The following is a 26,838-nucleotide window of genomic DNA, read 5'->3' as shown; positions in this document are numbered from 1 at the left end:
GTTATCCAACTATATTTTTCTATAAAATGAAATCACTCCTTGTTTTTTCTCAAAAGAGATAAGAATTTACAAGTAAATAACAACTAAAATAGCACCCTAATTTAACCGACGACAACAGCTATTGTCAGATGCTATTAAGGGTGCTAATTGCTATGCTATTTTCAGCCTATTTTATTTAAAATCATTGTTATAGTGACAAAAATATATGCTAAACAGTATGCCATATACAATGTTCCACAAAGTCGGAACTACTTAATTTTTATATGAGCGCTTCGATTTCGTCTAAAGTTAAATTTAAAGCAGAAAAAGCGCTGAATATGTACATGAGTGATTAATTAAGAAAATTAATTGCTCCTTTAAATTACAAATTCAAGCCCTGTTGGTTTTTGGAATGGTATTTTACATTCTTTAAAGACTAATTTATATTTGGAAATATCGTCGGGTAAAGCTGTAGATATAATGAATGTAAAAGATTTGTGTCCTCCGGATCCTCTGCCTCCTTCGTTTCTGCAATCATAGTCAGCATTATAAGAAGTAGTTCTAACACAATCCTCATTTTTACCTGTCTCCTAGAATATCCATCCTCAAATGGCTTTTCCCTCATTTTACCGTTTATAAATACAAAACACTCTTTCTTTAATGGATTTGCTCCGAAATATGGCCCTAAAATACAAAAATAAACGCTCATCCTTTTTCAAGGATAGCGCTCGATTGTGGAAAGAAAACATCAACATTTTAAGTGCGGAAGTTTTTATAAATATATATTACACCCCCACATATAAGAGCTATTCCCACCAAAGTAAAAACTAAAAAAGGGAGAGCCGACCATTCAAGTATATACTGAAACATAGAAAACACTACGGTGGTTAAACAATAGTAAATAAAAAGGGGGTAAGACAGAAAATATACTTTACCCTTTTAGCCAAAATTAAATTTTCTTTATTATAAATTCATAATCATTTCGATCTTCATAGCTTTCTCCAGACAGTTCAAATACTTCTGCTCCTGTCATAAAATTATTAATTGCTTCGTCTAAAGCGTATTCAGCATCTTCTTTACTGTGATATGTTTCATCGTCAGCTTCTTCAAGACTTCCATCAAATTTATTTTTTATAAATATCTTATAAGCCATATTACACCTCCTTATTTGAATATATTATATCTCCTTTTCTAACTTTTTTGAATTTAAACTTTAGTGATAAAGATCCAGTCTTATTATCATTGAAATATGATGTAAGGAATACTCGCTTTAAAATTTTCTTTGTGTGTTAGCGGTTACAATTTTAAAACGCAGTTTAAAGGACACGTTGTTCTTAGTAATACTTTTATTCTTTGTTTAATTTACGCTGCAACTGCTCAACTTTTAGGATTATATGTACTTTTTATGCTTCAATTTTTTAAAACAGATTACTTCACAATCTGGCCCGATTGTGGAAGAATTGAAAACCACGAAACTAACGTTGTGGGTATTATGTTGTATTAATAACGACTGATTTTTTTAAAAAAAATGCAAAAAAATATCCAATTGAATAATGCACAATGAAAGATTTTAAGCACTAGATGTTTTGACAAACCTTTCTTTACATAATTACATTCGCCTTCTCTCATAATAAGTACCGTGGTGATGATGACTTTGTGAATATTTGATCATAAGAAAAATAAAAAAAGTAGTCAGGCAAATAATGGTCAATCGAAACTAGGTAATACTGTATACGAGATTGCAAAAGAACTTTCACCAAACCTTTCAACCAATGCTAAACCTAAAAGTCAGGAAGAGATTGCAAAAGAATTCTTTCCTACAAAAGGTCAAGCTAGTAGAATGTCAAATGCGTTTGCTTCATTGAAATCTCAACCGAAGGGCCAAGAAGAGATTGAAAGGCCAAACATTTAAGCATAAGAATAGTGCAAATTTGGGTAGTCAAAAACCTAAGTACTGATTATTTTATTTTAAAAATAGGCTCTTTTCTAAAAGATTGTTGCTTTTTGCTCCCTTTTTAAGATTCGTTCAAAAAATAGAGGTAGAAATTCCCCTTATTTAGGAAATTGGATGTTAATTAGCTGAAATAGACGGAGGAATTTCCCTTATTTGATTTTAAACTGCTAAAATCGGGTGCTTTTCATTGAATAACGGAAAAAACTCCGCTTATTTTTTACTATTTAAGCCTAATTTTGCAAATAACGGGAAAACCTCCGCTTATTTCTTACTTCCAAGGGGGCTATCCTGTAATCCAGCTTTTTCGCAGAGTCCGTTTATTCCTAAATTGAATAAACCACCGCTTTCTTGGCATAACAACATAGTTTACGAAAATAGACTAAAATTTTAACAAAAATTGAAAAGGGGCTGCCCTCAAAATCCATCTTGGAATTTTTAGGACAGCCCCTTAATATATTATTGTGCTGAATTAGAAGACATGCCGCCATCGATACGAACCATCGTTCCATCAATGAACCTGGATTTATCTGAACCTAAGAATACCATCAAATCTGCGATTTCCTCTGGTGTAGCATAGCGCCCCATTGGAACAGCAGCCGCAAATGCTTTTTGTGCTTCCTCAGCATGTTCTTCTCCAACTGCATTTCTTTCAATTCTACGCATCATATCTGTATTTGTAGCGCCCGGTGCAACAGCATTTACGCGTACGCCATATGACGCCATTTCTAAAGCTGCAGATTTTGTAAGTCCGAGAATAGCATGTTTCGATGCAACATAAGCACTCATTCCCGGAGCACCAAGCCATCCACCGTTTGAAGCTGTGTTGACAACAGAACCTGATTTTTGTTCTTGCATGACACGAAGAACGTATTTTAAACCGTAATAAGCGCCAAAGAAGTTAACATCCATAACAAATCGCAAGTTTTTTTCCGTTTGCTCTGCGATTGTTGCATTGGCGCCATTTACACCGGCGTTGTTAATAAATACATCGATACGGCCATATTTTTCAACGGTTTTATCAACATAATTTTTTACCTGATCTTCTTTTGTAACATCCGCAGGAACAAATAAGATATCACTTGCATCCACTTGTTCGGAAGCTTTTTTTAGCGCATCTTCATTCAAATCCACAAGCGCTAATTTTGCCCCTTCTTTTGCAAATGCCTTCGCAGCAGCGATTCCAATACCGCCAGCCGCACCAGTAATTAAGACTACTTTGTTTTCAAATAACATATCGATAACTCTCCTTTTTATTGTATTCAGGGTGAACCCGTACTACTTAATATTTATAAGATTGTCCGCCATCAATCGGAACAACGGCAGCGTTGATGAAGTTGGCTTGGTCTGATAGCAGAAAGGCCACCAAATAACCCACTTCTTCTGGCTTACCGAAACGTTTCATTGGGTTTGGCTGAACAAATTGTTTTCCTACTTCTTCCCAGTTGTCTGGATCCATTTGTTTTAATGAACCTTCAACCATTGGTGTCATGATAGCGCCTGGTGCAATGGCTTTAATACTGATGCCGTATTGGCCATATTCAATTCCAGAGTTTCTTGTTAATCCGACCACACCGTGTTTACTTGCTGAATAACCAGATTGGTTTCCTACCCCGCGGATACCGCCAACAGAAGCCGTATTGACAATAGAGCCGAAACCTTGTTCTCTCATGACTTTCAAAACGTGTTTCAAGCCATAAAACACACCATTTAGGTTGACACCCACTACTTTTTGAAATTCATCACTGCCAAAATCCTCTGTTAAGTTTTGTTTTCCTTCAATCCCTGCGTTGTTGAAGAAACCATCGATTTTCCCGTATTCTTCAACTGTCTCTTTTACATAGTTTTCGACCGCTTTTTCATCTGCCACATTCGCAGTGATAAGCAATACTTCAGCGTTAGGTGCTGCTTCTAACACTTTCCTTTTTGTTTCTTCTAATGAAGCAGCATTTAAATCAACGAGTGAAAGTTTTGCTCCTTCTTTTGCCACTTGTAATGCAGAGGCCTGACCTAAACCAGAACCTGCACCTGTAATTAATACTACTTTCCCATCAAAACGGTTGCTCATTGAAATTTCCTCCTTTATTCTTACAGATAAAAACTTATGCTCAGATATCCATTAATTTCTCTTCATTTAAAATATCTTTAATTAAGGATATTACACTCTACAAGGGCTATTTCTCCCCTTCGTAATCCATAAATCTAGGTTTACTAAACTTGTACCAAACGTTACTTTCCCAAAATCTATTATTGTGCGGTAAAACCGCCATCAACTGTTAATGTATTACCTGTCATAAATGATGAATCATCACAAGCCATGAATAAAACGGCTTTTGCCATTTCTTCTGCTTTACCCAAACGTTTCATTGGTGTAATAGCTCCAAGATCCTTTTTGACTTCTTCTGGGATAATAGGTGTATCAATAAATCCAGGACATAGTGCATTTACACGAATATTTCGGTCAGCATATTCAAGACCTAATGAACGTGTTAAGTTAATCACGCCGCCTTTTGCTGCATTATAAGCAGCATTTCCTGGTGCGCCAACCCAGCCGTACATTGAAGCTGTGTTCACTAACACACCGCCGCCATTTTTTAGGAATTGTTTCAAAGCAGAATGTGCGACTAAGAATACGCCATCTAAATCCACGCCAACTGTTTTACGCCATTCAGCAAACGTAATCTCCTCTGTTGCTTTTGTCACACCGATTCCAGCATTATTAAACACAACATCGACATGGCCGAAAGTGGAAACAGCTTGAGAAAATACATGTTGAACTTGTTCCTCACTTGTAATATCTGCTTTTATAAAAAGAGCTTCAGCATTAAGCGTTTTCAATTCTGCTTCAAAAGCTTTCCCTTTTTCCTCATTTAAATCAACAAGAACCACTTTGGCACCTTCCGAAACGAATAAACGCGCTGTTGCTGCCCCAATACCAGATACTCCGCCAGTAATCACAGCTACTTTATCTTGTAATTTTCCCATCCTTAGATCCTCCTTATATTAAAAAATTCCTTACTACATTTTAGACAAAGATACTAGATAGATTTATTATCTGTACTATTTTTGTCACAATTTAATTGTACTATTCCGTTCACATTTCACAATCATTAAGATATCATGAAGTGTCGATTACTTAGACACTTGCGATAAATCTGTCTATTTTCAGGGGGGTTTTTTGATGAATAACGAACAAAATAGGACATCGGGGCGGCAAAATCGTACAAAAGAACATTTTAAGCAAGCATTGATTGATCTCATCAAAGAGCAGGGTTACCACTCCATTACCGTAAAAGACATTGTCGATTATGCCTCCTATAATCGCAGCACCTTTTATATCCATTACCAAGATAAAATCGAATTAGCTGAAGAGCTGCTTGCTTCCATGCTGCAGGGATTAGAGACTTCAGTTGGCAAACCCTATGTACCTGGTCACAAAGTTTATACATCAAAGCTAAACCCGCCATCTTTTAATATCGTTTCTTATATCTATAAAAACCGGAACTTCTTTGAATTGATTAACTATGACGACACGTTGCCGGGGCTGCATACACGGTTCCCTCAAACCATCTTAAAAATCTATCAGGAACAATTTATTTTCGAAACCATCAACCAGATTCCTGTCAATATGGACGTGTTTAAACGTTATACTGCCTATGGCTTTTACGGACTCCTGCAAAATTGGATTCAAAATGGCTTCAAAGAAACCAAGGAAGATTTTATCAAGGAAGTCATTGAGCTGACGAAAACACATATTTACTCGGTGGAGTATATTGGAAAGAAGTAATTTAAGACTTTAATGAAACTCGCGAAAAGGCCGGGATTTTATTGTTCTTCCTCGGCCAATGTTAAATCGATAACATAACCGCTTTCCGGCAAATAAGTCACCGATAGTTTTTTACCTTTATAGTGTTGTTCGTATTCATCATCGGTGATGGCCATATTTTCTATCGTGAAGGTTTTCCCTTTGATCTCAAATTTCCACAAATAATCTTTAGGATCGTGTTTGGGGGAACTATATGTAACATTTTTGGCAACACCTACCACCGTTTTAAATTCACCATTGGTATATTCCGTTTTGTCTTGATAGAGGGAAATCGCCGTCAATAATGAGGATAGGACCACTAATGTAAACATAAGTGCCAAAATAGAGCCAAACAATTTCTGAAAAATATTGCCGTTGACGCTTTTGGCTTTATTTTGAATCAGTGCAATCGCCCCAAAAATGACGATAAATCCAAAGGAGCCAATCGTTAGATTAAGGAAGATTTGCTGCCACAAGAAATCTTTCATGAAGATAGCTAGAACCAGTGAAACCAGAAACACAGGGATATCAATCATTAAAAAATATCCAAGGAAGGTTTCTAATCTATCCTTCCATTTACTATCTTTCTTTTTATATGTTTTTTTATCTATCTTTTTATCTTTTCTTTTATTTTTCTTCACATTTACACCCCTGGCTGCTTTTTCATTAGTAGTCAATCAGATTAGAATACTGCCCTCAAATATTATGTTGTATTTTCTAGTATTTTACAATAAGTCTTTTAAAATGACTTAAGCCAGGCTTTGGGCCTGGCTTTTTTGTTGGGATTCAATGTAAACAGCCGAAAAATTTGCATAAGTTGGGCACTTCATTTCGGACGATTCTACATAAATTAGGTATAATATTTCTCTTCAATTCTACAAATATTGGAAAAGGTTGAATCTAAGTCTAACAGGCGCAGGCCTTTTCTACTCCATCTTCTTTACATCCACAAAATTGGTATAAAACGTCGCTCCGCCGCCGATATCCGTGATGGCATCAGAAGTGGTGACATTCACCCGTTTTTCCCATAAGTTAATCGGACTGATCACCACACCTGGACCGGATGTTTCGCCTATCTTCACCGGAAGAGTAATGCAGCCGCGGTTATTAAAAACCAAAACTTCATCCCCGTCTTGAATGCCGCGCGGTTCGGCATCGTTTGGATGCATATAAAGAAGCGGATCTTTTTCTCTCTTTTTCAAAAGATCGATATTGCCAAAAGTTGAATTTAGGAAGAACTTGGCCTTTGGTGTAATAAAATGAAGCGGAAACCGGCTGTCATCCACAATCGGGGTATAGTTGATTACCGAACCATTTTTCATAGTGATCTCTACTTTTCCTGCTTTGGTTGGAAAATCCTTTTTAAATGGCATAAAATGATTTCCTTCAACATTAATTTTGATGAATTTCTTTTCCTTCAGGGCCTCATAGGTAATCCCCTTCAAATAGGGATGGTCAGAATCCAGCAATTGCCTAATTAAGTCCTCATCACTGTCAGAGAAACAGGCATCGGTGTATCCCATTCCTTTTGCCAGCAGCCGGAAGGTGTCATTATTCGACTTCGACTCGCCCAGCGGTTTAATCGCAGGTTCGTTCAGCTGAATGTACAGGTGCCAATAGGACCGGTGAATATCGAGCTGCTCCAATGAGGTGGTTGCCGGCAGGATGATATCCGCGTATTGGCAGGTATCCGTCATAAACTGTTCATGGACCACAAGGTAAAGATCCTCTCTTAAAAGCCCTTCAATGACCTGATTGGTGTTCGGCGCCACGCCTGCTGGATTACTATTGTACACATACATCATATGAATCGGGTTTTCTTTCAAATGAAGGGCCGAGGCAATCTGGGAACAGTTGATTTCACGCGGGTTTCCCTGATGAATATCTATCGCAAACAATTGATTAAAATTAAAACCATAATCCCAATTAATGAGAAGAAACCCGCCGCCTACAGCTTCCCACGCCCCAGTTAAAGCAGGCAAAATGGCAAGACTCCTCACCATCTCTCCACCATTGGTATGGCGCTGAATGCCGAATCCGCAGCGAATCACACTTTTTTGGGTCTGACCATAAAGACGAGCTAATTCAATTATCTTGCTTTCGGCAATCCCAGTAATCGCAGCTGCTTTTTCCGGTGGAAACTCGGCTGCCCTTTCTTTTAATCTATCAAAGTTGTCTAGATATTGATTCACATATTGGTGGTTGATCAAATCCTCTTTGATGAGAATATGCATGATGCCGAGAGCCAGGGCACTGTCCGTTCCAGGCTGAATCCGGAGATAGAGGTCTGCCTTTTTCGCCGTTTCGTTCATGTACGGGTCGATTACCACTAATTTGGCTCCCTTTTTCCGTGCCTCTTCAATAATCGAAACCTGGTGCATATTCGTTGCGTAGAGATTAATTCCCCACGCGATTATTAATTCGGAGTGAACCATATCTTCCGGGTCCATCCCTATTTTCGTCCCAAACGTTTCGTCTAATGCCGCTCCCCCTGCCGCGACGCAAAAAGTCCGTGCCAAAGTGGAGGCCCCCATTTTTCCAAAGAATCGCCGGTCCATGCTGCCATAATTCAACAGCCCGTAGGTCCCGCCATAACTAAACGGCAGCACAGCTTCAGCCCCATATGTTTGAATCGTTTTCTTAAATTGGCCGGTGATGGTTTGAATGGCCTCATCCCACGAGATTCTTTTGAATTTCCCTTCCCCTTTTTTACCGGTTCGTTTCAGTGGATACAAAATCCGGTCAGGATGATAGACGCGGTCAAGGTATCGGTTCACCTTCAAGCATAACGAACCCTTCGTCACCGGGTGCTCCTGATTGCCGCGGATCTTAACCGCCTTCCCGTTCTCATCCACCGTCACCTTCATACTGCATGTATCCCAGCAATCATGTGGACAGACATTTATATTTGTTTTCATAGTCCGCTCCTTTTTTACATGTTTTGTATTAAGATATCATTGGAAATTTGCGGATATGCGGGGAATTTTATTTATTGATTTTAAAAAAGGGAGGGAATAAAAGGAAGTCGCAGATATAATGGGGGTAATCGCAGATATATGGTGGAAACTCGCAGATAAAATAGGTGAAGTCGCAGATATCCCCTGAAAAGTCGCAGATATGTTGGGTGATAGTCGAGGGGTTTCTCTAAAAAGGGGTAATTTATGGAAGTCTTTCTCAAAACTGCAGATATATTTAAAAAACTGCAGCTAAAACGATGCCGCCTTAAATTTTAGTCCAATAAGCAAGCAGTATGAGACGATTAATAGGCAATACCAACACGTGATTTTATATAATCATTACTTTTTATCTGGCTATATGCAAATTCTGCTGTATCCGGCACAGATATTTCAACTCCACCCTCCGGTAAAACATTTCGGTCGACACGGTATTTACCTGTCCTTTCCCCATCTGGCAAATACGTAGGACAGACGATTGTCCATTCGAGGGTTGATTGTTGAAGCAGCTCGTAAACTTTATGGTGCTCTTTCGCTGCACGGGTTGACTTACGCTTGGATTCACTTGACTGATAACGCAGTAAATTTGGCGTGGTTCTACTTTGAAGGATACCTGCTGTTCCTATCGTGATTATTCGCTGTATACCTTCGTTCTCCATTGCTTCGATTATCAACGGCATGCTTTCTGATAGAACAGCTGCCCCATCAGTATTTAGTGCACTAATCACTACATCCATACCCTGCATGGAACGTATGACATCGTCTTTATTTAAAACATTACCTTGAATAATGGTTAAATTTTTATTATTTATTTGAATCCTTTCTGGAGTGCGGACTAATACAGTCGCACGATATCCATCATGAAGGGCATAAGTAACAATTTGACCTCCAACCCGCCCGGTTCCACCTAAAATTAAAATATTCATGAGAACAAACCTCCTTTTTCTACTGACTCCATTCCATCCAACCACCATCATATACACTGATATGAGGCCACCCCATTAGATAAGCAATAAAGAATGCTTCACTAGCTCTCCAGCCAGTACCACAATAAAAAATGATCTTTTTTTCTGGGGTAATTCCTGATTTCTCCCATAATCGCCTTATTTCTTTAAGGCTTTTCAGATCTCCGCTTTTTTCTTCAAAGTCTTCCATATGATATGGATTAGAACCAGCGTAACCCCATACGGAATTTGGGATGCGCCCCTTTTCTTTCATATAATCATACCCCGTGGTTTTACCTGTATATTCATTCCAGCTGCGAACATCAACTACAATAGAGTCTTGATCATATAAGCTTTTTTCCACATCACTTCTTGTCGAAAGATAATGTGATTTCGGGTTTAAACGGGGGAAGGGGCCTTCGTTTACACGTAGGATCGAAGGTTGTTCTTCCACATCATATCCAAGGGCTTTCCATGCATGGATGCCTCCATTCACCAAACGAACATCTTCTAGACCTGCGTACATAAATGCCCACGCAGCTCGAGCGGAAGCCATTATTTGTTGTCCGTAAAGTATCACTGTAGTTTCATTAGAAATACCTAATTTATGTAAAATAATACCTAGTTGTTCCATTGAAACGAGATTCCACAATGGTCCGCCTTCTATTAAATTGATATCAAGATAAATGGAACCCGGAATAAATCCGTCCTTATCATCCGTTTGTTTACCAAGCCCAACATAGACAATTATCATTTTTTGATTCATTTGTCCAGGACCCTCAATAAGTCTCATAAGCTCGACAGGTGAAAGTAACTTATGCTGATTTTTAAAATGCATTGTATATCCACCTTTCTAAAAATGAATATTGATTCTTCAAGGAATTTTTTCACGCGCAGAAAAAGTTCGAATTACCGAACTTCCTTTATTAATTTTTATATTGCTAAATAAACCCATGGCAGGGAGTGGAAACTCTAAAAGAGAATATTTTTTCTACCCCGCTGTTAGTAAAATAACCATCCTTACCATACCCCCGTATTTTAACATAATTATCTAATCTGATTTTGAAACGTATGCAAGCATCTGGCCGTTAAAATGAAAAATGGTGCTCATCCCTGTTCAAGGATAGCACCCGATTCTTGAAGTTTAACAATTTTATCATTTACTTTTAGAGTTAAATCTAGTTTCATTGTCCATCATAGGAGATTCTCCTATAGTTTCATATCGATAAATCCAGTAGTCCATGCAAATACGAGTGAACCTTGCCAAGTAATCGCATCTTTTACCTGTTAATCTGACTTCTAGATGGGGCGAAAGTCTTTGTATAGGAAACTCTCATCCAGCAGGAAAAATAACTCTTTTATGTAAAACAGTGACAAAAAAGACCGACTCTACTGGCGATCTTTTGGAATCTATTCTTCTTCAATTGAATTCCTAGAACTCAACTGACATCATGCAATGGTTCTTGCATTGCAAGTAAATTTGTCGGTAAAATCCCGCGTTGAATATCCCGCTGCGGCATTCCTAATGCGTAGCCTTGAGCATAATCTACACCCAGTTTTTTTATATACTCCAGCTCTTCCATCCGTTCAATGCCTTCCGCAATGATCTTTATATGGGACTGTTTGGCATAGTCAACGATTAAGGACACCAGTCTTTGCTGTTCTGGTCTTTTATCGATGAAGTCAATCAGAGAACGGTCCAGCTTAATGAATTCTGGCTTTAGATAAATAAGAGTTTTTAGGCTGTTATAGCCGGAACCGACATCATCAACGGCAATTCGGAAACCTTGCGAACGATAATGGGACAGCACTTTTTCAAATTGTTCAAAGTCTGTGACCGCACTTTTTTCTGTCAGTTCAAAAACGACCTGCCCTGGTTCAATATCAAATTCCTGCAGGAGCTGAAGCGTCTCCCCGCTATGATAATTGGCATCCATCAGAACATGTGGATGGATATTAATAAAAAGCACAAAGTCTTTTTTATTGAAATTCCCTTTCAAGCGGTCCATAAACCGTTTCAGTGAAATATTCCTGCAAAAACATTCAAATAAGAAAACTTGATCGGTTTGACCGACAAAATCATAAAAGATTTCGGTGTTTGGAAATAAATAAGATGCTGCAGGCCGGTTTAGAGCCTCATAGCCAATCGTCCTTTCAGAATCAAGTTCAACAATCGGCTGATAAAAAGTATCTAATTGATGATGGTCGATAATTTTTTTTAACTCCATGAACCTTCTATAGTACAATACTTCATCTTTTCTTCGATTTTCCTTGATTAACTCAGTCGACCTATTGGAAGGGCAAAATTTTAAAAAGCAAGGCTGGTTAGTCAAAAAAAAGAGAGCCTGTAAGCTCTCGTTTTTAGTCCTTATTAAACCACAGTGGTTCTTTGTCATCAACATCGCCGTTATAATTGATTAGAATCTCATCTCCTGCTTTTATATCTCTATACGCATAGAAATCAAATGTGTGATTGTCGAAATTAATCTCATAAATGGCATTCGGCTCGTAAGAATGGTTAAACAACATTCCATAACCTAGAAGGATAGCAGTATGATTTATCCCATACTCAAACGCATAATCAGCGAGTAAGGTTTTCTCAATGTATTGATGCTGGTCATTTGGATAAGAAATGACCGGTGCTTCATGTAAAAGCTCTCCTTTTTTGATTTCACATGTAGCAAAGACCCCTCTATTGAATTCTCCATCACTTAATGGAGATTTTTTTATCTCAATCATATTGTACACCTGCTCACTTTTAAAATTTTCTTTCTAAGAAAAACCTATCTTGTCATATTTCAGTATCTTCTACCAGTTTATCCTGCATTCTAATATTCTGCAAATTGCCGCTAAAGTTAAAAGCCCTTTTGTTTTTTAAAATAGAGCGCTAAATACAAAGCAGCACTCCTTTTGTAAATCCCCCTCTAATATTGGGCCAAACACCATTCTTTCGTTTCTTGGTCGGCAAAGGATGCTTCTACACCATTTACATACATTTGCCGGTAATCTTCTTCGCTTAGATTAAATTCTTTGTTCACTAGATTGATTTCCTTTGCCATAGTTGTATCAGATACTGTTCGGTTATCAGTATTAATGGTCACTTTTATTCCATCTTGATGAAACTTATAAATCGGATGTTCCGCATATTGGTGAACCGCTTTTGTTTGGACATTGCTCGTTGGACACATTTCAAGCACTACCTGTCTTTCTTTCACAATTTTATAAGCCTCCGCACAATCTTTTATAAATACTCCGTGTCCAATTCTTTCAGCGCCCAACAGTTCAACAGCCTCCAGCACGTTTTTCCCAATTCCCGTTTCACCTGCATGAATCGTGACTCTGTAACCATATTCTTTTGCTAAAAGAATCGGTTCTACGAATCTTTTACAAAACCCTTCTTCTTCTGATGCACAGAGGTCGATTGCCGCTGCTCCTTTTCCAAGGAACTTCTTCCCCTTTTCAACCACCTCAAAGGCGCTTTCTACAGACATCGTCCTCATACAGGACAGGATGATATTTCCCTTTATTTCGTAACAGTTTTCAGCCTCCCTCATTCCCTCTATAACAGATTGAATCACTTCTTCCACACCAAGACCTTTTACTGTGTGAAGAAGCGGAGCAAATCTGACTTCTAAATATTTCACATTTTCCGTTGCTGCATCCTTAAATAACTCAAACGTAATTCTTCTTAAACTGTCCTTGGACTGCATCACCAAATTAGGAAGAGAAAATCTTTTTAAATACTCATCAAGGGAGTCGCATTCAAGCGGAGCAATGAGTTCTTTTTGCAGCTCATTCTTATCAAAAGAGGGTAAGGGGATACCTTCCTTGCGGGCAATATCGATAATCGTTTCAACCCTAACGCTCCCATCTAAATGACAGTGAAGTTCAATTTTTGGCATTGCTAAAAAGTTCATTCTTGACCTCCTAAAATTTTTCATGAAAATAAAAAAATTCCCGATCACGAAGAAAATACAAATCTTGTACTCTCTTCGTAATCAGGAATTGCGGTTCCTGGTAGAGACCTCCAAACCATATTATTGGAGTTATACGAAGTATTCATGAATGTTTTTTTAAAGGATAGTAAAAAACGGGCAGATTGTCAACATGGTGCCATTTGGTTCATTTTACCATCCAAAACGTCTATTTTTCAGTAAGCCCCTTGAATACTTCAACCGCGGTTTCAATGAGGTCGTCCTTAAAGTCATATTCGAAGCTGTGCAGGTTCGGATGATCTTCTCCGCTGCCGACAAAAAAGTAGGATCCTTTTGTCAGTTTTGTGTAATGGCCGAAATCTTCTGAAGCGCGGTAGGCTTCCTCCAACTCCACCATTGGAATCCCTTTTTCCCGGCAGACCTGGCGCACCTTGTCAGAACTTTCCTTGCGGTTGACCGTTTCCGGAAATTCGTCTTGGTATTCGAAACGTACGGAAAGCCCGTATTTCTCCGCTTCGGTCCGTGCCATATTCTCTAAATTTTGTTGAAGTCTGTCCATTTCTTCCTCATACAGGGCTCGAATGGTCATTCGTAACACGCCGTTGCTGGCACTGACTCCAAAGGCTTTGGCCCCGATATCCACCTGAACAACGGTGCAGAGAACAATGCCCTGGTTGATGGCAGGATCAATGAATCCAGGAATGGCATCGATGATTTTGGCAATCGCAAAGGATGGATTTTTCCCTTTCTCCGGCTCGCTTGCATGGGAAGGCAACCCCTCCATATAAATCGACATTCCCTTAGAAGCACAGAATGCTGTTTTGTCCGTAACATACACATGATTATGTTTGAATCCGCTCATATTATGCCAGGCGAAGATTTCATCAATGTTTTCTTCCTTGATCAACTCGGTGCATTCGGCAGCACCGTCCCCTGTTTCCTCGGCATGCTGGAACAGGAAGAAGATATTGTTGTCGCTCCCCTTTTGATTGATTTCGAGAGCCAACCCGCAAAGGGCGGCACTGTGGCCGTCATGACCACATTTATGGGAAACACCGGGAAACTTTGAACCATATGGCAGATCAATCGTTTCCTCTATTGGAAGGGCATCAAAATCTGCGCGGAAGGCAACATTTCTTTTTCCAATAGGAGAATGATAGACAGCATAGAACCAGCGCCCCCTGTCGACAATTTCAAGATTGGTATTTTCCTCCAGAAACTGGATGACATGCTGTTTCGTCCACACTTCATAGTTGGATAACTCCGGATGTTCATGCAGTTCATGACGCAGGCGGATGACTTTTTCAAGATTGTTCTTTTCCAATTTCACTATCCCCTTTTTAACTCTTTCATTAATTTTAGCAAGGATTTTATCTTTCGAGTGCCATTTGAGTTTAGAATGGTTGAAAAATTTTAGACTGCATATTGCTTACCTTAGACATAACATGAACTAAAAGGGGAAGTTTTCGATGAAAAAGGTTCTTTATTTTCTGCTAGGGCTAATCGCTGCATTGGGGCTGGCCGCCTGCAGTCAGCCTGAAGACTCGAATGTTCAAACATCGAAAGAGGAAAAGCCGGTGACAGTCGAACCTGTAAAAGAGGGGCCGGCTAAGGAAGAAGCTGAGGAAATCTCGGATAAACAGGTCTACCAAAATGAGGTATTTAAACATGTCGTGGTAAAGGAATCAAGAGATCAACTGGTTGTCACCGGGAGGGCACAAGTGTTTGAAGGGGGATTCCAATACAAACTTTACGACAACGATAAGGTACTGTTGGAAGACCACTATCAGACGGACGGGGCACCCGCATGGGGGGATTTTACCATTACACTCGATAAAAAATGGATTGCCAGCGACAATGTAACGTTTGAACTGTTCGTCTATTCAGCTAAGGATGGATTGAAAATCAATGTGTTGAAAATTCCGATACCGCATTAACTTGAGCCAGGCTTCATTGCCGGGTTTTTTTACTACTAAAATGGGGCGGTTTTAGATTTGCTAATGAAGTCCTGGAATTTGCTGCTAGACTGGGGGAATTCGCTGGTTGGCATTTTAATTTCGCTATTAGAGCGGGTTTGGTTTTTGGGGAGGGCGCGGAAATAACGGAGAATATGGCGGAAATACAACGAAAAGGCGCGGAATTCTTTTGAAAACCCGCGGAATTAATGAGCAAACTCGCGGAATCAAGGCCAGTACCCGCGGAATCGGCATTTTTGCCGCATAGAAAAACTTACTAAATTGGGATTCATTTCGGTAAAAAGAGAATAGATTTTTCGCTATTGGCCGTTGAATTTCGCTGCTAGAGCGGGTTTGGTTTTTGCGGGTTTGCGGAAATAACGGAGGATTCGGCGGAAATAACGCGGAAAGCCGCGGAATTCTTTTGAAAAGCCGCGGAATTAATAAGCAAGCCCGCGGAATCAAGGCCAGTACCCGCGTAATCAACATTATTGCTGAATAGAAAAACTCACCAAGTTCGCTAATAAGAGAACAGATTTCGCAATTGGCCGTTGAATTTCGCTGCTAGAGCAGGTTTGGTTTTTGCGGGTTTGCGGAAATAACGGAGGATTCGGCGGAAATAACGCGGAAAGCCGCGGAATTCTTTTGAAAACCCGCGGAATTAACGAGCAAACCCGCGGAATCATGGCCAAAACCCGCGGAATCAACATTATTGCTGAATAGAAAAACTCACTAAGTTCGCTAATAGAATCTTTGGCTGTTTAGACTTTACGAATTTCCCCTTTTTCGATGAAGCTGGTTAAACATTTTTGGCAGATGCAGTCTTTTCTTCTGTACTCCAGCGGAACTAATTCGAAGATCTCCGGCGGGAATGTTACGGCGTCACACCAGCAATTCCCGTGCTTTCCCCCGCCTGACATACATTTGTTTTCTTCGCCGCATATTGGGCAGTATTTGGTTGTCATTGGCTGTCTCCCTCCTCTTTCTTATCTTTACTATGTATTCTTTAAGATTATGAGAAATCCTTTCAAAACTTGTGTTTAGCGCTGGGAAGCAAAATTTTAATGCTGTGAATTTTGCCGGTCCTCCCTCCGCTTGTCCTATGGACTGGAAAGATTTCATCAACTGGAACGAAGTTCGATGAGCAATTCTGGCTTCATTTTTCAAAAATGGGGTTGGGGTTCCGTTGGGGTTGGATTTTTGGGTATAATAGTAGAATATGGATTTTTCGATGAGGTCGGTGATTGGGATGGAGTTTGTGCGGGAGTTGTCGGATGAGATTCGCGATTTGTTGAGTGCGAATTCGCCTGAGGATGCGCGGCTGGTGCAGAAGGGTTTGATGTTGTACCGGCAGGGGCTGGTGACACAGCTGCAGGTGGCGGAGACTGGGATTACGGCTGTGGTGGAGGATGTGACGCCGGCGAAGGTGATACTGGATCCGCAGTTTTTGGGCTTGAGCGAGTGTTCGTGTCCTTTGAATGAGCTCTGCCGTCATCAGATGGCTGTGTTTTTTGCGGCGTATGCGCAGGTCGGCAGTGTGTCGGATTGGGTTACGGAGTGGCGTGAGCCTGTGCGGGAGAAGAAATCGGTCGTGGCCTGGGGGCTGCAAAAAGCGAAGGATTTGGTGAAGGCGAACGGGCTGTTGAAGCCGGATTATGAGCGCTGGGTGAGTTCGTTTGAAAAGAGTTTTGATGCAATTGTGGGGGCGAAAAAGCATACGAATCCATTTGTAGTGTCAGAGCTGTTTGGCATTTACCGGCGGCGGCTTGGGGCGAGTGCGCCGGTTGAGCAGGAATGGAAACTTTTGTATGAGCTGGTCGCGGAGATTGTGTCGTTTCGGAAGCTTGCGGTGCTGAATGAGCAGATGGGGCATTCAGCGGAAGCGGTGCGGCGGTCCTATGGGTATTTGTTTGAGGCGTCAGTTGATGAGGCTGAAGACTTGGTGGACCGGATTGGGATGCAGACGCTGCCGTTTGATTTTGATGAGTTTGTGGCGAAGCTTCAGGATGAGGCGTTTGGGCTGTTGACTGTGGTGAACGGGCTTGAGCAGCATCGGATTTCACTGTACCGCCTGCTGTGGAGCGGTTTGTTTAAAAAGACAGCTTGGCGGGAAGCTGAGCGCGAGCGGGTTCTTCAAGAATTGAAGCATGTGGAAGATGATGTGAATTCACTGCCTTTGGTGGTTGGCTGCGCTCATTTGAGTGTCCTGCTTGACGAGGACGATCAAGCATTGAGTACGGTTGAATTGGTCAATGATGAAGTTATTTTTCCTTATTTTATTAATTGGATTGAGTATTTGTCCGGCTTGAAGGCGTGGAAGCGGGTTGGGCGCTGGATTGATGTGACCTTGCCGAAATTGAAGGGGTATTTGGATAGTGCTGAGTTCCCCGGCGGATTTCATGGCCAGACCGGGTTTGTGCGGACGGTGCTTCGGGCGATTATGCCGTATGTATCGGAGGCACACCGGCTGGATGTGTATGAGAGGGCACTGCTGTCCAGTCTGCCATATAGTTATAGCGAGTATGAGTATATGCTGTTTGAGCGCGGGATGTATGACCGCTGGGGCGATCTCCAGGCATATGTCGGGATGGAGTTTCAAGACTTGCCGAAAGATCGGGTGAAAGTGATTGAAAAAGAACAGCCGGAGGTACTGCTCGGGATGCTTCACCAGGCGGCCCAGCGTGAGATTAATCAGAAGAACCGGGCGAGCTACCGGATGGCGGTCCGGCATTTGAAAAAATTGCGGACGCTGTATAAGAAGCTGAAACGTGTGGACGATTGGGAGTATTTTTTCGAAGGGCTGCTGGAGCGGACGAAACGGCTGCGGGCGTTTCATGAGGAGTGCGAGCGCGGGAAGTTGATTGTGTAGGTTTTAGGGGGTTGCTGGAAGGGTATCTTAGGGGTTGTTAGGTAGTTACGGGTTTGCGGAATTTAGTTTCGGATACCTGCGCAAGGGATTTTACTTGCGGAAAAGCGCCTTTTTCTTGCGCATGGCACCCCGTTACTTGCGGAGAACTCTCATTTTCTTATGCATCGAGTTTTTACTTGCGGATACCCCCCTCTTATTGGCAATCGGTGTTATCTTACGGTGAGTATTTGATTTATTAAGCGGTCACCAGCAGCCTCTCCATTGACAAACAACATATATCGGCAGCTGGATTTGGCTTGAATTTTTAAAGGCGGAAGAAATTAAGTGAGGTGTTCCTTGATGACAAAGAGTGAATTGAATCCTAAGGTCGATGAATTTTTAAGTAAAGCGAAAAAGTGGAAGGAAGAATATGAGAAGTTGAGAGAGATTGTTCTTGACTGTGAGCTGACCGAAGAATTTAAATGGATGCATCCTTGCTACACGTTTGAGAATAAAAATATTGTTTTAATACATGGATTTAAAGAATATTGTGCGCTTTTGTTTCCCAAAGGTGCTCTTTTAAAGGATCCCCACGGGGTTCTCATTCAGCAAACAGAGAATGTACAGGCGGCGCGCCAAATTCGATTCACTCAAGTTCAAGAAATAGCGGAAATGGCACCCATTTTAAAGTCCTATATTCATGAAGCTGTTGAAGTTGAAAAAGCTGGTTTGGAAGTAAATTTTAAAAAGACGGCAGAATACAGCATTCCTGAAGAACTTCAAACGAAATTTGATGAAAATCCTGCCTTGAAAACGGCTTTTAAGGCATTGACACCGGGACGGCAGCGTGCCTATATTCTTTATTTTTCATCACCCAAACAATCTAAAACCAGGATATCAAGGGTTGAAAAATATATGCAGCACATTCTCAATGGAAAAGGATTAAATGATTAGTTATTTTTATTAAAGATATCCCTTAGATCAGAGGTGCTATTAATTATATCGAGTACCAGCAGCAAGTTCCTCTCTTACCATCATACTTTTTTCAACTTTTAACCATCTTCAAAATATCCTGTTAGAGGGTTCAATATGCCTCCCTTCCTCTTGCTGCTGATTTTTAGGTATAATATAGGAATATGGATTTTTGGTGATGCTGTTATCACGTGCATCTACAGAAGGAGTACGGCCTACTATGCTTAGAACGAAATTTTTACGATTGCTTACAACTCAATTGGACGACGGTAACTTTCTCATCAGTGCGCAGGATGAGCGCGGAGTCGACCTCCCTCCTTCCACCTGGAAAAACCTTGTGTTCAGCAGTCACGAGGAGAGTTTTTTCGGAACAGTGCTGGAAGAGAGCGGCAATGGTGTGGTGGTGAACGGCTGGCAGCTGGTATCGCTGTTTGCGAAGGAGTCGTTCAACCGGTTCATCGACTGGGACTGGAATGAGGAAGCTGAGATTTGTCTGGCGGCCGCCCTCTCGATGTATGAGGGAATTTTGGAAAAAGACTGGCTGCCGGACTTTTCGGTCTGGGGCAAGCAAGACGGGGATTTCCGCTGGAGGCTGCCGGAACGGGTGAAGGATGAGTTTGACCCGTCGTTCTGGGAGCAGGATATCGAGAATGTGGATGCAAACGCTCGTGGATACATTTCAGATTTATACAACCAGGCACTCGATGCCTATTTAACGCGTAATGCGAAAATGAAGGAATTGTTTGGTCCGAAGCTTGACCTTTTGAAAAAACAAAATATCTCAGGCAGCGAACTGTCGCGCTATTTTGATGAGGAATCATGGCTTGAATGGGTTGGTATTAAAGAAAGCGATACGCCGTTTACCATTGGTCTTCGGCTGGATGAACCAGTGGAAGGTGAAGGCAGCTGGACGCTGGATATCTTTTTAAGAGGGAAAAAGAATCCTAATCAGGTTTTTGATGCAGAAGATGTGAAACGGATTCCTGCGAAATGGCGAACTTATTTGGACCGGGTCGACCGTGAACAGGCTCGCTGGATTCGTTTAATTCCATGGCTTGGTGAGGAAAATGCGGATGCATTGAAATCGGAACTAACCGAGGAGGAAGCGTGGTTATTTTTAACAGAAGTAAGTGAAACGCTGTTGGCGCTTGATGTTGAAATTCTTCTTCCTTCCTGGTGGCAGGCGATGAAAAATGCCAATTTGCGGGTAAAGGCATCTTTGAAAGGGTCCTCGAGCCACAGGCCGTCCTTTGTCGGTCTGCAGGCAATGCTTGATTTCAATTGGCGGTTTTCGATGAACGGCGTCGATCTGTCGGAGGATGAGTTCCAGAATCTTGTCGAGGAGAAACGGCGGCTTGTCTATATTCGTGGGCGCTGGGTGAAGCTCGATCCGCAGTTTATCCGGCAGATTCAAGATATGATGAAACGTGCGGAAAAAGAGGGTCTGCATGTCCGTGATCTGCTGGAGCAGGAACTCTTGGAGGCGGAAGCGGCTGAGGACGAGCTTGAGAATCCTAAGGCGTTTGCAAAAATTCAGATTGAGCTGAACCGGCAGTGGAAACAGATGATAAAACAATTATCGGAAGTTCATGAAATTCCACTAGTGGAGGTGCCTGGCGGTCTGCAAGGAGAGCTGCGCCCCTACCAGCAGCTTGGCATGAGCTGGCTCTGGTTCTTGAGGCAATACGGATTTGGCGCCTGCCTAGCCGATGACATGGGTCTTGGAAAAACCGTTCAGCTCATTTCTTATTTGCTGAAGGTGAAAGAGTCTTTGCCTGACGCCCTTAATGAAGTGGATTCGAGCACGGCGGCCGAAACTAAGTCCCGGAGGAAGAAAAAGGATGCGGATGCTGTTGAAAAGATTCCAGTGAAAGCAGCGTTGATTATTTGTCCGACATCGGTGCTGGGGAACTGGCAGAAAGAATTGGAACGGTTCGCACCTGAGCTGGATGTGCATTTACATTATGGGCCGAACCGCTTGAAGGGTGAATCCTTCACTGAAAAAATGCAGGATGTCGATGTGGTGCTGACTTCCTATGGCTTGACACACCTGGATTCAGAGGACTTTGAGTCAGTGCTGTGGGGCACGATCACCATTGATGAAGCTCAGAACATTAAGAATGCCCAGACAAAGCAATCACGGGCTGTCCGCAGACTGCGCGGCCGCCATCATATCGCTTTGACAGGAACGCCAATGGAAAACCGCCTGTCCGAGCTGTGGTCCATTTTTGATTTTACCAATCATGGCTATCTTGGCAGCCTGGGACAATTCCAGAAAAAGTTCATTGTTCCCATTGAGAAAGATGAGAAAAAGGAAAAAATCCAGCAGTTGCAAGCATTAATCCGTCCCTTCCTATTGCGCCGTACGAAAAAGGATGAGGAAGTAGCACTGAACCTTCCTGATAAGCTGGAGCAAAAGGAATACTGTCCGCTCACAGCAGAACAGGCATCACTGTACGAACAGCTGATTCATGATACGTTTGCTCAAATTGAACAGCTGTCTGGCTTTGAACGCAAGGGGTTAATTTTACAAATGCTCAGCCGGCTGAAGCAGCTTTGCAACCACCCCGCCCTTTATTTAAAGGAAAAATCAGCTGCACGCGTGCTCCTGGAACGTTCGAATAAATTGGAGAAGCTGGTTGAGCTTGTGGACGCCGTGTTGGAACAGAACGAAAGCTGTCTGATTTTTACACAATACCTTGAAATGGGTGAAATGATTCGAAGTGTGTTGAAAAAGAAATTTGCTGTCGAAGTGCCGTTTTTGAATGGAAGTGTGTCGAAGTCGCATCGTGATACGATGATTGAACGGTTCCAGAACGGGGAGTTCCAGGTGTTCCTGCTGTCCCTGAAAGCAGGAGGAACCGGGTTGAATCTGACGGCCGCAAACCATGTCATTCATTATGACCGCTGGTGGAACCCCGCCGTTGAAAACCAGGCAACCGACCGTGCCTACCGGATTGGGCAATCCCGATTCGTTCACGTGCACAAGCTCATCTGTACAGGCACTTTAGAGGAAAAAATCGACGCCATGCTGGAGAAAAAACAATTTTTGAATGATCAAATTATCCAAAGTGAAAACTGGATTACGGAACTGTCTACCGAAGAGCTGAAAGATTTAGTTTATTTGGGATGATGGTTCATTGCAGATCTCAGGCGCCATGTAGAAAATTTTACATGGCGCCTGGCATTTTTTTTAAATAAGATAAATCGAACTGGAAAAAGGTGTTTTCGAGGGCTTTCGTATATGTGATACAACGCCTTACAAATCCTTACCTCTGGATATGTCACCAGGTGTACCATATCCATTAGAAATTCCTGTGTTGGTTTTGCTGGCTCTAGTTAGTTAGGAATAAACAGTAGGATAGTTGCGGAATATTGAAACTGATTGTGTATAGCGGCTGGCGATATGCGGGCGTAGCGGCACCCGATATACGGATATACGGGCATAGCGATAGGCGATATGCAGACATAGCGACACCCGATATATGAATGAATCGTCTGCATCACTCTTGTGGGATAATCATTTATTTTAGCCGTAAGGCATCTTCGAGAGGGCTGTATTCTTCTTTTTGTTTTGGCATGCTGGGGGTTTTGGTTATTTTTCTGAGCCATAGACCTTTTCTATGATTATCATTTTGTTTTTGTCCCATAGATGGTACCTTTGAGACTCTTTTAGGTTGCAGCTAGTTTTGTCTTTTAGGCGTGCTCTATGGGATTCTTTTCTTTTTACTGTTTAGTTGAATTTTTGGCCATAGCGCGTGCTCTTTAGAACAACTTTTAACCCTTAAAGTAATATTGGCCCCATAGAGGGTTTCTATAAAAAATTATTTCTTAATTGATATCAAAGTGAGTCCTCTAGATATGATTACAAGAACTTTTAAAAAAAACAACCTGCTTTACGCTGTACTGCCTTCCAATGTAAAAAACGGCCCGAGGGGAAACCCCGGAGCCGTCTTTTAATTCAATACAATAACTTTTACTGTTCTTCTGCCCCATTGATAGGCAGCACTTTTACTTGGTTTCAGAATATCAATTCTATGGCCTTTAATGGCACCGCCTGTGTCACCGGCAATGGCTGTCCCATAGCCCTCTACCCAGACTTTTTTTCCAAGCGGAATGACTCTGGGGTCAACCGCGATAAGCTTCATGTTCGGGTTCTTTTTAATGTTATAGCCGAGTGCTGTGACCGTGCCGGAATCATATGGTGTGTAAGCTGTTGCTGTTACATACATTTCTTTCCCGTTACTAGTTGCCTTTGCCGGCTTAGGGTCTTTTTTTGCTGAAGGCGCTGCTGTCGTTTTTACAGCAGGCTTCTTCGCTGCTACCGTTTTAACCGTATTTTCTTCTTGTTTGATTTTTGATTGAATGTCTTTCATTTTTGCTGCAATGCCGGCCTTTTCCTGTTCGGCTAGCTGCATTTCCTTCACGATTTGTTCGTATTTATTTTGCATGGAAGTTAAGATTGATTGTCTCTTTTGCATGTTTTGGTTTAGTTCTTGCTGTTGTTTTGCAAGATTGTTCTTTTCTTTTTCCAAAACCTGTTCCTGTTCGTCAATGGCCTTTTTATCTTCTTCGATTTGCTGCAAATCTGCTTTCTGTGCGGTTAGAATATTCTTATCTGCATCTATTAAAGTAGATGCGGCGCTTGCACGCTGAATAAATTCAGAAATACTATCGGATTCAAAAAAGATATCGATAATCATATCCACTGAATCATTTTGCTGAAGAGCTATTGCCCGCTTCTTCATAATATCTTTACGTCCAAGAATCTTGTCCTCTAGTACGACAATTTCTTGCTTCTTCTTTTCGATTTGCTCTTGAACGGCAGCGATCTTATCTTCTGCTGCAGCCATTTCTTCTTGATTCTTTGTAATATCATTATGTAAAGATTGCAGTTCCTGCTGAATTTTCGCTATTTCTTGATTTACGGATTGACTTTCTTGCTGCTTTTGTTCTACTAATTTTTGTTTCTTCTGCAGCTCTTGTGTTGCATTATTTAATGCTTCATTGTTAGTTTGTGCATGTGTGACCAGGGTGCCCGGCGCACAAACTAAGACCGTAAGTAACATGAGAATTATACGCTTTACTCTCGTTGGCATACATTTCCCCCTCCTTATTAGTCTATTTATAACAAAATAATATGCCAGTTATGTTACAAATAGATTAAAAGACTATCACAATTCGTCATAATTGCGGTAAAAATGCGGTATGACAGGGGTTCGTCTATGATGTTTTTTTCCTATAAAAAGACATCATTTCATGTTACCATCGTCCTAATTGACCTAAATCAATCGTTTCAAGCCTCGTAATTTTCTCTTGCTAGTGTCTTTGCTTTGAATGTGGTCCGTATTTTTTTCCTATTAATTTTGCTGCTTTTTCGCTTTGGCGGCTGGATTAGATAGCTGACTTTATTTCCCTCTTTAAGAAGAAGGCTGCTGAAGATATCATAGATGTCATGATCTGACAGCTCTGCTTTTTCTGTAAAAATCCGAAGTTTCCCGTTGTGAAAGGTAAAATAGATGGTATTCTCTGAGCTGCCGCAGGTAATGTTCGCTGAATGCAGCGGAATGCTCTGATAGGATGATTCTGCTGAATTAACCTTTTGCTGTGTTGGATATGTGAACTGGAGTGCATCGTAAAATCCAGGCCTGCTTGTAACTTTCCAACCTTTCTCTTTCATTCTTTTTCCGATAAAAATAAATGTATGCTCCATAAGGTCCCTCCAAATGACAAAATGTTACACAATCATCAATTATTCAATATGTTTCTCCCATTTCCTCCATATTTCCCCGGCAATTTTCCGTTTGTACCCACTCTTCACAACATGCAGCGTACAGATTGCACACATTCAAACTCTAAGCAATCTTTTCCCGTTAAGTTATGGTGAAAAGGATGTCATTTGTCGAAAAGTTACGCATGCTGTACGGTAAACAAAACTGGTCTCAAGAGAAACTGTCCAAAATGGTTAATCTCCATCGGTCGGGCTTTAGCCGATATGATACGGGAAAGTCGATTCCTGGCGATGAAACTTTGCTAAATTTGCAGATATATATACGGTCGATATAGATGAAATTAATCGAAATAAGGGCTAAGAAAATTACTCTAATGGTTATGTGACGAGTGAAAGTCCTGCTGATCCAGACTTTGACTGGATTAACCAGCTGCTAGGAGATTATGAGGATGTAAAAATGGCTTTTGTGGAACTGCATTTAATGACTCCTGAGCGGTAGGCATCCTTCATCCACGCTATCGTATAAACCATTCGCATAGAGATAGAATGTAACATCGAAGAAGCCGCTGACACGAGATCAGCGGCTTCTTTTAAAAAAACAGGGGGGTTTTAGTAAAAGAATGCCCAGCTCGCGGAATTTTATACATGCATCGGTAACTTTTTCATCATTTTAACTGGAACACCTCCCCCTCTATATTAAAAAAAGTCCGACAGAAACAAATGTCTGCCGGAACATCAATTATGAGGAAACTTGCGGGGACTTGGTTGATTCTCTATCTAATGGGGCAATTAATAAGAGGAAATTGGGCTCACTCAATAATAATTTGGAATCTTTTCATGCGGTTTGTGCGGACGCTTGGAGTAAATTTTGATGGGGCCTCGTTCCCTTAGCTCGATTTGCTGCTCCCTTATCAGCCATTCCAGCTGGCTGACACGCTTTTGCAGACTATCTACATTTTTATTGGACTTGCCTACCATTTTTATCAAGCTCTCCAGCAGCTGCTCTAAGTTGCCGGTATCCCTTTCATTAAAACGCAAGCTCTCTCTCCTCCTTTTTTTGCCCGGCATCATTTATGTGCCAATCTGCTGATCTTTCCTGTGAATCTGCACCATTGAACGACTGTTCGCCTGTAAAAGGCGGTGGTCCAGGGGAGGCCTTCTGGGTTTGTCCTCCTGTGGCAGACGATGCACCAAATGATGATGTCAGCTTAGGTCCGCCGGATGTGGTTCGTGATTCCATAGCTGGGGCTTGCTGGGCACCGCCTGTTACTGATCCTTGAAATTCGCTCCCTGATGCAGACTGTGATTGATTCACAGATCTTTGCAAATTCCCCTCACCTTGCCGTCCAGCGTTGTCAGCCATCGTTTCAGCAGCCCGGTTATACCGTTCTCTACTGCTGGACTGGGAATCACCGCCAGATGGCTGCGGCCTGGTGGAACTAAGGAAGCGCACTGATTCAGCGACCACTTCAGTTACATACACTCTTTTTCCATCCCTATTGTCGTAATGACGGGTTTGCAGTCTCCCCGTAATTCCAACAAGCGATCCTTTTCGACAATAATGGCACGTATTTTCCGCTGCCTTTCTCCAGAGGGTGCATTGAACAAAATCCGCGTCAAATTCCCCGTTATGGTTACGAAAACCGCGGTTGACAGCCAGGGTCACCTGTGTCACCGAAGTTCCCTCCGGTGTTGCCCTCAATTCTGGATCCCTCGTCAATCGGCCAACAAGCGTAACTTGATTTATCAAAATTTCAACTCCTT

General features: G+C 41.6%; 26 protein-coding genes and 1 riboswitch. Of the genes, 8 read left to right on the top strand and 18 right to left on the bottom strand.

Annotated features, from left to right (window positions below):
* Nucleotides 1–415: 415 nt before the first annotated feature.
* The 5 genes from M3183_RS04380 to M3183_RS04360 form a co-directional block, all read right to left on the bottom strand.
* Nucleotides 416–556, bottom strand: coding sequence for a hypothetical protein (locus M3183_RS04380; RefSeq protein WP_251466855.1), 141 nt, complete (start codon nucleotides 554–556; stop codon nucleotides 416–418).
* 372 nt (nucleotides 557–928) lie between these two features.
* Nucleotides 929–1,132 (bottom strand): hypothetical protein, encoded by a 204-nt coding sequence (locus tag M3183_RS04375; RefSeq protein ID WP_251466853.1) that lies wholly within the window; start codon nucleotides 1,130–1,132, stop codon nucleotides 929–931.
* A 1,257-nt stretch (nucleotides 1,133–2,389) separates the two neighbouring features.
* A complete protein-coding gene (locus M3183_RS04370; RefSeq protein WP_251466851.1) occupies nucleotides 2,390–3,166 on the bottom strand; it encodes an SDR family NAD(P)-dependent oxidoreductase in 777 nt (258 codons plus the stop codon).
* Between the two features lie 46 nt (nucleotides 3,167–3,212).
* Nucleotides 3,213–3,998 carry an SDR family oxidoreductase gene (locus M3183_RS04365; RefSeq protein ID WP_251466849.1) on the bottom strand — a complete coding sequence of 262 codons (786 nt, stop codon included), beginning with the start codon at nucleotides 3,996–3,998 and terminating at the stop codon, nucleotides 3,213–3,215.
* Nucleotides 3,999–4,177: 179 nt separating this feature from the next.
* Complete coding sequence (locus M3183_RS04360; RefSeq protein WP_251466847.1) at nucleotides 4,178–4,915, bottom strand: SDR family NAD(P)-dependent oxidoreductase; 738 nt, start codon at nucleotides 4,913–4,915, stop codon at nucleotides 4,178–4,180.
* A 196-nt stretch (nucleotides 4,916–5,111) separates the two neighbouring features.
* Between M3183_RS04360 and M3183_RS04355 the strand changes: the two genes are divergently transcribed.
* Nucleotides 5,112–5,717: a TetR/AcrR family transcriptional regulator gene (locus M3183_RS04355; RefSeq protein ID WP_251466845.1), complete on the top strand. Its 606-nt coding sequence runs from the start codon at nucleotides 5,112–5,114 to the stop codon at nucleotides 5,715–5,717.
* 38 nt (nucleotides 5,718–5,755) lie between these two features.
* On the opposite strand, the gene M3183_RS04350 is transcribed toward M3183_RS04355, so the two are convergent.
* The 8 genes from M3183_RS04350 to M3183_RS04315 all read right to left on the bottom strand — a co-directional run bounded on the left by M3183_RS04350 (nucleotide 5,756) and on the right by M3183_RS04315 (nucleotide 14,892).
* Nucleotides 5,756–6,376, bottom strand: coding sequence for a hypothetical protein (locus tag M3183_RS04350; RefSeq protein ID WP_251466843.1), 621 nt, complete (start codon nucleotides 6,374–6,376; stop codon nucleotides 5,756–5,758).
* 285 nt (nucleotides 6,377–6,661) lie between these two features.
* Entirely contained in the window at nucleotides 6,662–8,653 is a 1,992-nt protein-coding gene (locus M3183_RS04345) for a molybdopterin-containing oxidoreductase family protein (RefSeq protein WP_251466842.1), read from the bottom strand.
* 341 nt (nucleotides 8,654–8,994) lie between these two features.
* Entirely contained in the window at nucleotides 8,995–9,615 is a 621-nt protein-coding gene (locus M3183_RS04340) for an NAD(P)-dependent oxidoreductase (protein ID WP_251466841.1), read from the bottom strand.
* A 19-nt stretch (nucleotides 9,616–9,634) separates the two neighbouring features.
* The gene (locus M3183_RS04335) at nucleotides 9,635–10,471 is read right to left on the bottom strand and encodes a sulfurtransferase (RefSeq protein WP_251466840.1); all 837 of its coding nucleotides are present in this window, start codon (nucleotides 10,469–10,471) and stop codon (nucleotides 9,635–9,637) included.
* Nucleotides 10,472–11,072: 601 nt separating this feature from the next.
* Nucleotides 11,073–11,861, bottom strand: coding sequence for an EAL domain-containing protein (locus M3183_RS04330; protein WP_251466838.1), 789 nt, complete (start codon nucleotides 11,859–11,861; stop codon nucleotides 11,073–11,075).
* Nucleotides 11,862–11,994: 133 nt separating this feature from the next.
* Nucleotides 11,995–12,372 carry an SET domain-containing protein gene (locus tag M3183_RS04325; RefSeq protein WP_251466835.1) on the bottom strand — a complete coding sequence of 126 codons (378 nt, stop codon included), beginning with the start codon at nucleotides 12,370–12,372 and terminating at the stop codon, nucleotides 11,995–11,997.
* 185 nt (nucleotides 12,373–12,557) lie between these two features.
* Nucleotides 12,558–13,550, bottom strand: coding sequence for an adenosine deaminase (gene add / locus M3183_RS04320; protein WP_251466833.1), 993 nt, complete (start codon nucleotides 13,548–13,550; stop codon nucleotides 12,558–12,560).
* Between the two features lie 58 nt (nucleotides 13,551–13,608).
* Nucleotides 13,609–13,707, bottom strand: a riboswitch (purine riboswitch).
* A gap of 69 nt (nucleotides 13,708–13,776) precedes the next feature.
* On the bottom strand, nucleotides 13,777–14,892 hold the full coding sequence (locus M3183_RS04315) for a M20 metallopeptidase family protein (protein WP_251466831.1): 1,116 nt from the start codon (nucleotides 14,890–14,892) through the stop codon (nucleotides 13,777–13,779).
* A 145-nt stretch (nucleotides 14,893–15,037) separates the two neighbouring features.
* Between M3183_RS04315 and M3183_RS04310 the strand changes: the two genes are divergently transcribed.
* The 3 genes from M3183_RS04310 (at nucleotide 15,038) to M3183_RS04300 (ending at nucleotide 16,246) form a co-directional block, all read left to right on the top strand.
* The gene (locus tag M3183_RS04310; protein ID WP_251466829.1) at nucleotides 15,038–15,505 is read left to right on the top strand and encodes a Gmad2 immunoglobulin-like domain-containing protein; all 468 of its coding nucleotides are present in this window, start codon (nucleotides 15,038–15,040) and stop codon (nucleotides 15,503–15,505) included.
* Between the two features lie 379 nt (nucleotides 15,506–15,884).
* The gene (locus M3183_RS04305) at nucleotides 15,885–16,025 is read left to right on the top strand and encodes a hypothetical protein (protein WP_251466827.1); all 141 of its coding nucleotides are present in this window, start codon (nucleotides 15,885–15,887) and stop codon (nucleotides 16,023–16,025) included.
* A gap of 80 nt (nucleotides 16,026–16,105) precedes the next feature.
* Entirely contained in the window at nucleotides 16,106–16,246 is a 141-nt protein-coding gene (locus M3183_RS04300) for a hypothetical protein (RefSeq protein WP_251466825.1), read from the top strand.
* 38 nt (nucleotides 16,247–16,284) lie between these two features.
* Here M3183_RS04300 and M3183_RS04295 read toward each other — a convergent pair whose 3' ends face one another.
* Complete coding sequence (locus M3183_RS04295) at nucleotides 16,285–16,488, bottom strand: cysteine-rich CWC family protein (protein WP_251466823.1); 204 nt, start codon at nucleotides 16,486–16,488, stop codon at nucleotides 16,285–16,287.
* Nucleotides 16,489–16,772: 284 nt separating this feature from the next.
* Here M3183_RS04295 and M3183_RS04290 point away from each other — a divergent pair, with 284 nt between their 5' ends.
* The 3 genes from M3183_RS04290 to M3183_RS04280 all read left to right on the top strand — a co-directional run bounded on the left by M3183_RS04290 (nucleotide 16,773) and on the right by M3183_RS04280 (nucleotide 22,476).
* Nucleotides 16,773–18,392 carry an SWIM zinc finger family protein gene (locus M3183_RS04290; RefSeq protein WP_251466822.1) on the top strand — a complete coding sequence of 540 codons (1,620 nt, stop codon included), beginning with the start codon at nucleotides 16,773–16,775 and terminating at the stop codon, nucleotides 18,390–18,392.
* 339 nt (nucleotides 18,393–18,731) lie between these two features.
* On the top strand, nucleotides 18,732–19,325 hold the full coding sequence (locus tag M3183_RS04285; protein WP_251466821.1) for a YdeI/OmpD-associated family protein: 594 nt from the start codon (nucleotides 18,732–18,734) through the stop codon (nucleotides 19,323–19,325).
* 238 nt (nucleotides 19,326–19,563) lie between these two features.
* The gene (locus tag M3183_RS04280) at nucleotides 19,564–22,476 is read left to right on the top strand and encodes a DEAD/DEAH box helicase (RefSeq protein WP_251466820.1); all 2,913 of its coding nucleotides are present in this window, start codon (nucleotides 19,564–19,566) and stop codon (nucleotides 22,474–22,476) included.
* 823 nt (nucleotides 22,477–23,299) lie between these two features.
* Here M3183_RS04280 and M3183_RS04275 read toward each other — a convergent pair.
* Both M3183_RS04275 and M3183_RS04270 read right to left on the bottom strand, forming a co-directional pair.
* Nucleotides 23,300–24,442: a 3D domain-containing protein gene (locus M3183_RS04275; protein WP_251466819.1), complete on the bottom strand. Its 1,143-nt coding sequence runs from the start codon at nucleotides 24,440–24,442 to the stop codon at nucleotides 23,300–23,302.
* Between the two features lie 197 nt (nucleotides 24,443–24,639).
* Nucleotides 24,640–25,056, bottom strand: coding sequence for a hypothetical protein (locus M3183_RS04270; protein WP_251466817.1), 417 nt, complete (start codon nucleotides 25,054–25,056; stop codon nucleotides 24,640–24,642).
* Nucleotides 25,057–25,223: 167 nt separating this feature from the next.
* On the opposite strand from M3183_RS04270, the gene M3183_RS27410 reads away from it, so the two are divergent.
* Nucleotides 25,224–25,409, top strand: a complete 186-nt coding sequence (locus M3183_RS27410; protein ID WP_396953694.1) for a helix-turn-helix domain-containing protein — start codon at nucleotides 25,224–25,226, stop codon at nucleotides 25,407–25,409.
* 478 nt (nucleotides 25,410–25,887) lie between these two features.
* Here the strand turns inward: M3183_RS27410 and M3183_RS04265 are convergent, their stop codons facing one another.
* A complete protein-coding gene (locus M3183_RS04265; protein WP_251466816.1) occupies nucleotides 25,888–26,112 on the bottom strand; it encodes a hypothetical protein in 225 nt (74 codons plus the stop codon).
* On the bottom strand, nucleotides 26,102–26,824 hold the full coding sequence (locus tag M3183_RS04260; RefSeq protein WP_251466815.1) for a single-stranded DNA-binding protein: 723 nt from the start codon (nucleotides 26,822–26,824) through the stop codon (nucleotides 26,102–26,104). Before M3183_RS04260 ends, M3183_RS04265 begins: the two co-directional genes overlap by 11 nt.
* Nucleotides 26,825–26,838: the final 14 nt, after the last annotated feature.

The sequence above is a fragment of the Neobacillus mesonae genome (assembly GCF_023715155.1).
GTDB lineage: Bacteria > Bacillota > Bacilli > Bacillales > Cytobacillaceae > Neobacillus > Neobacillus mesonae_A.
The sequence above is the reverse complement of the archived record's forward strand: the minus strand, read 5'-3'. Positions and strand labels throughout refer to the sequence as shown.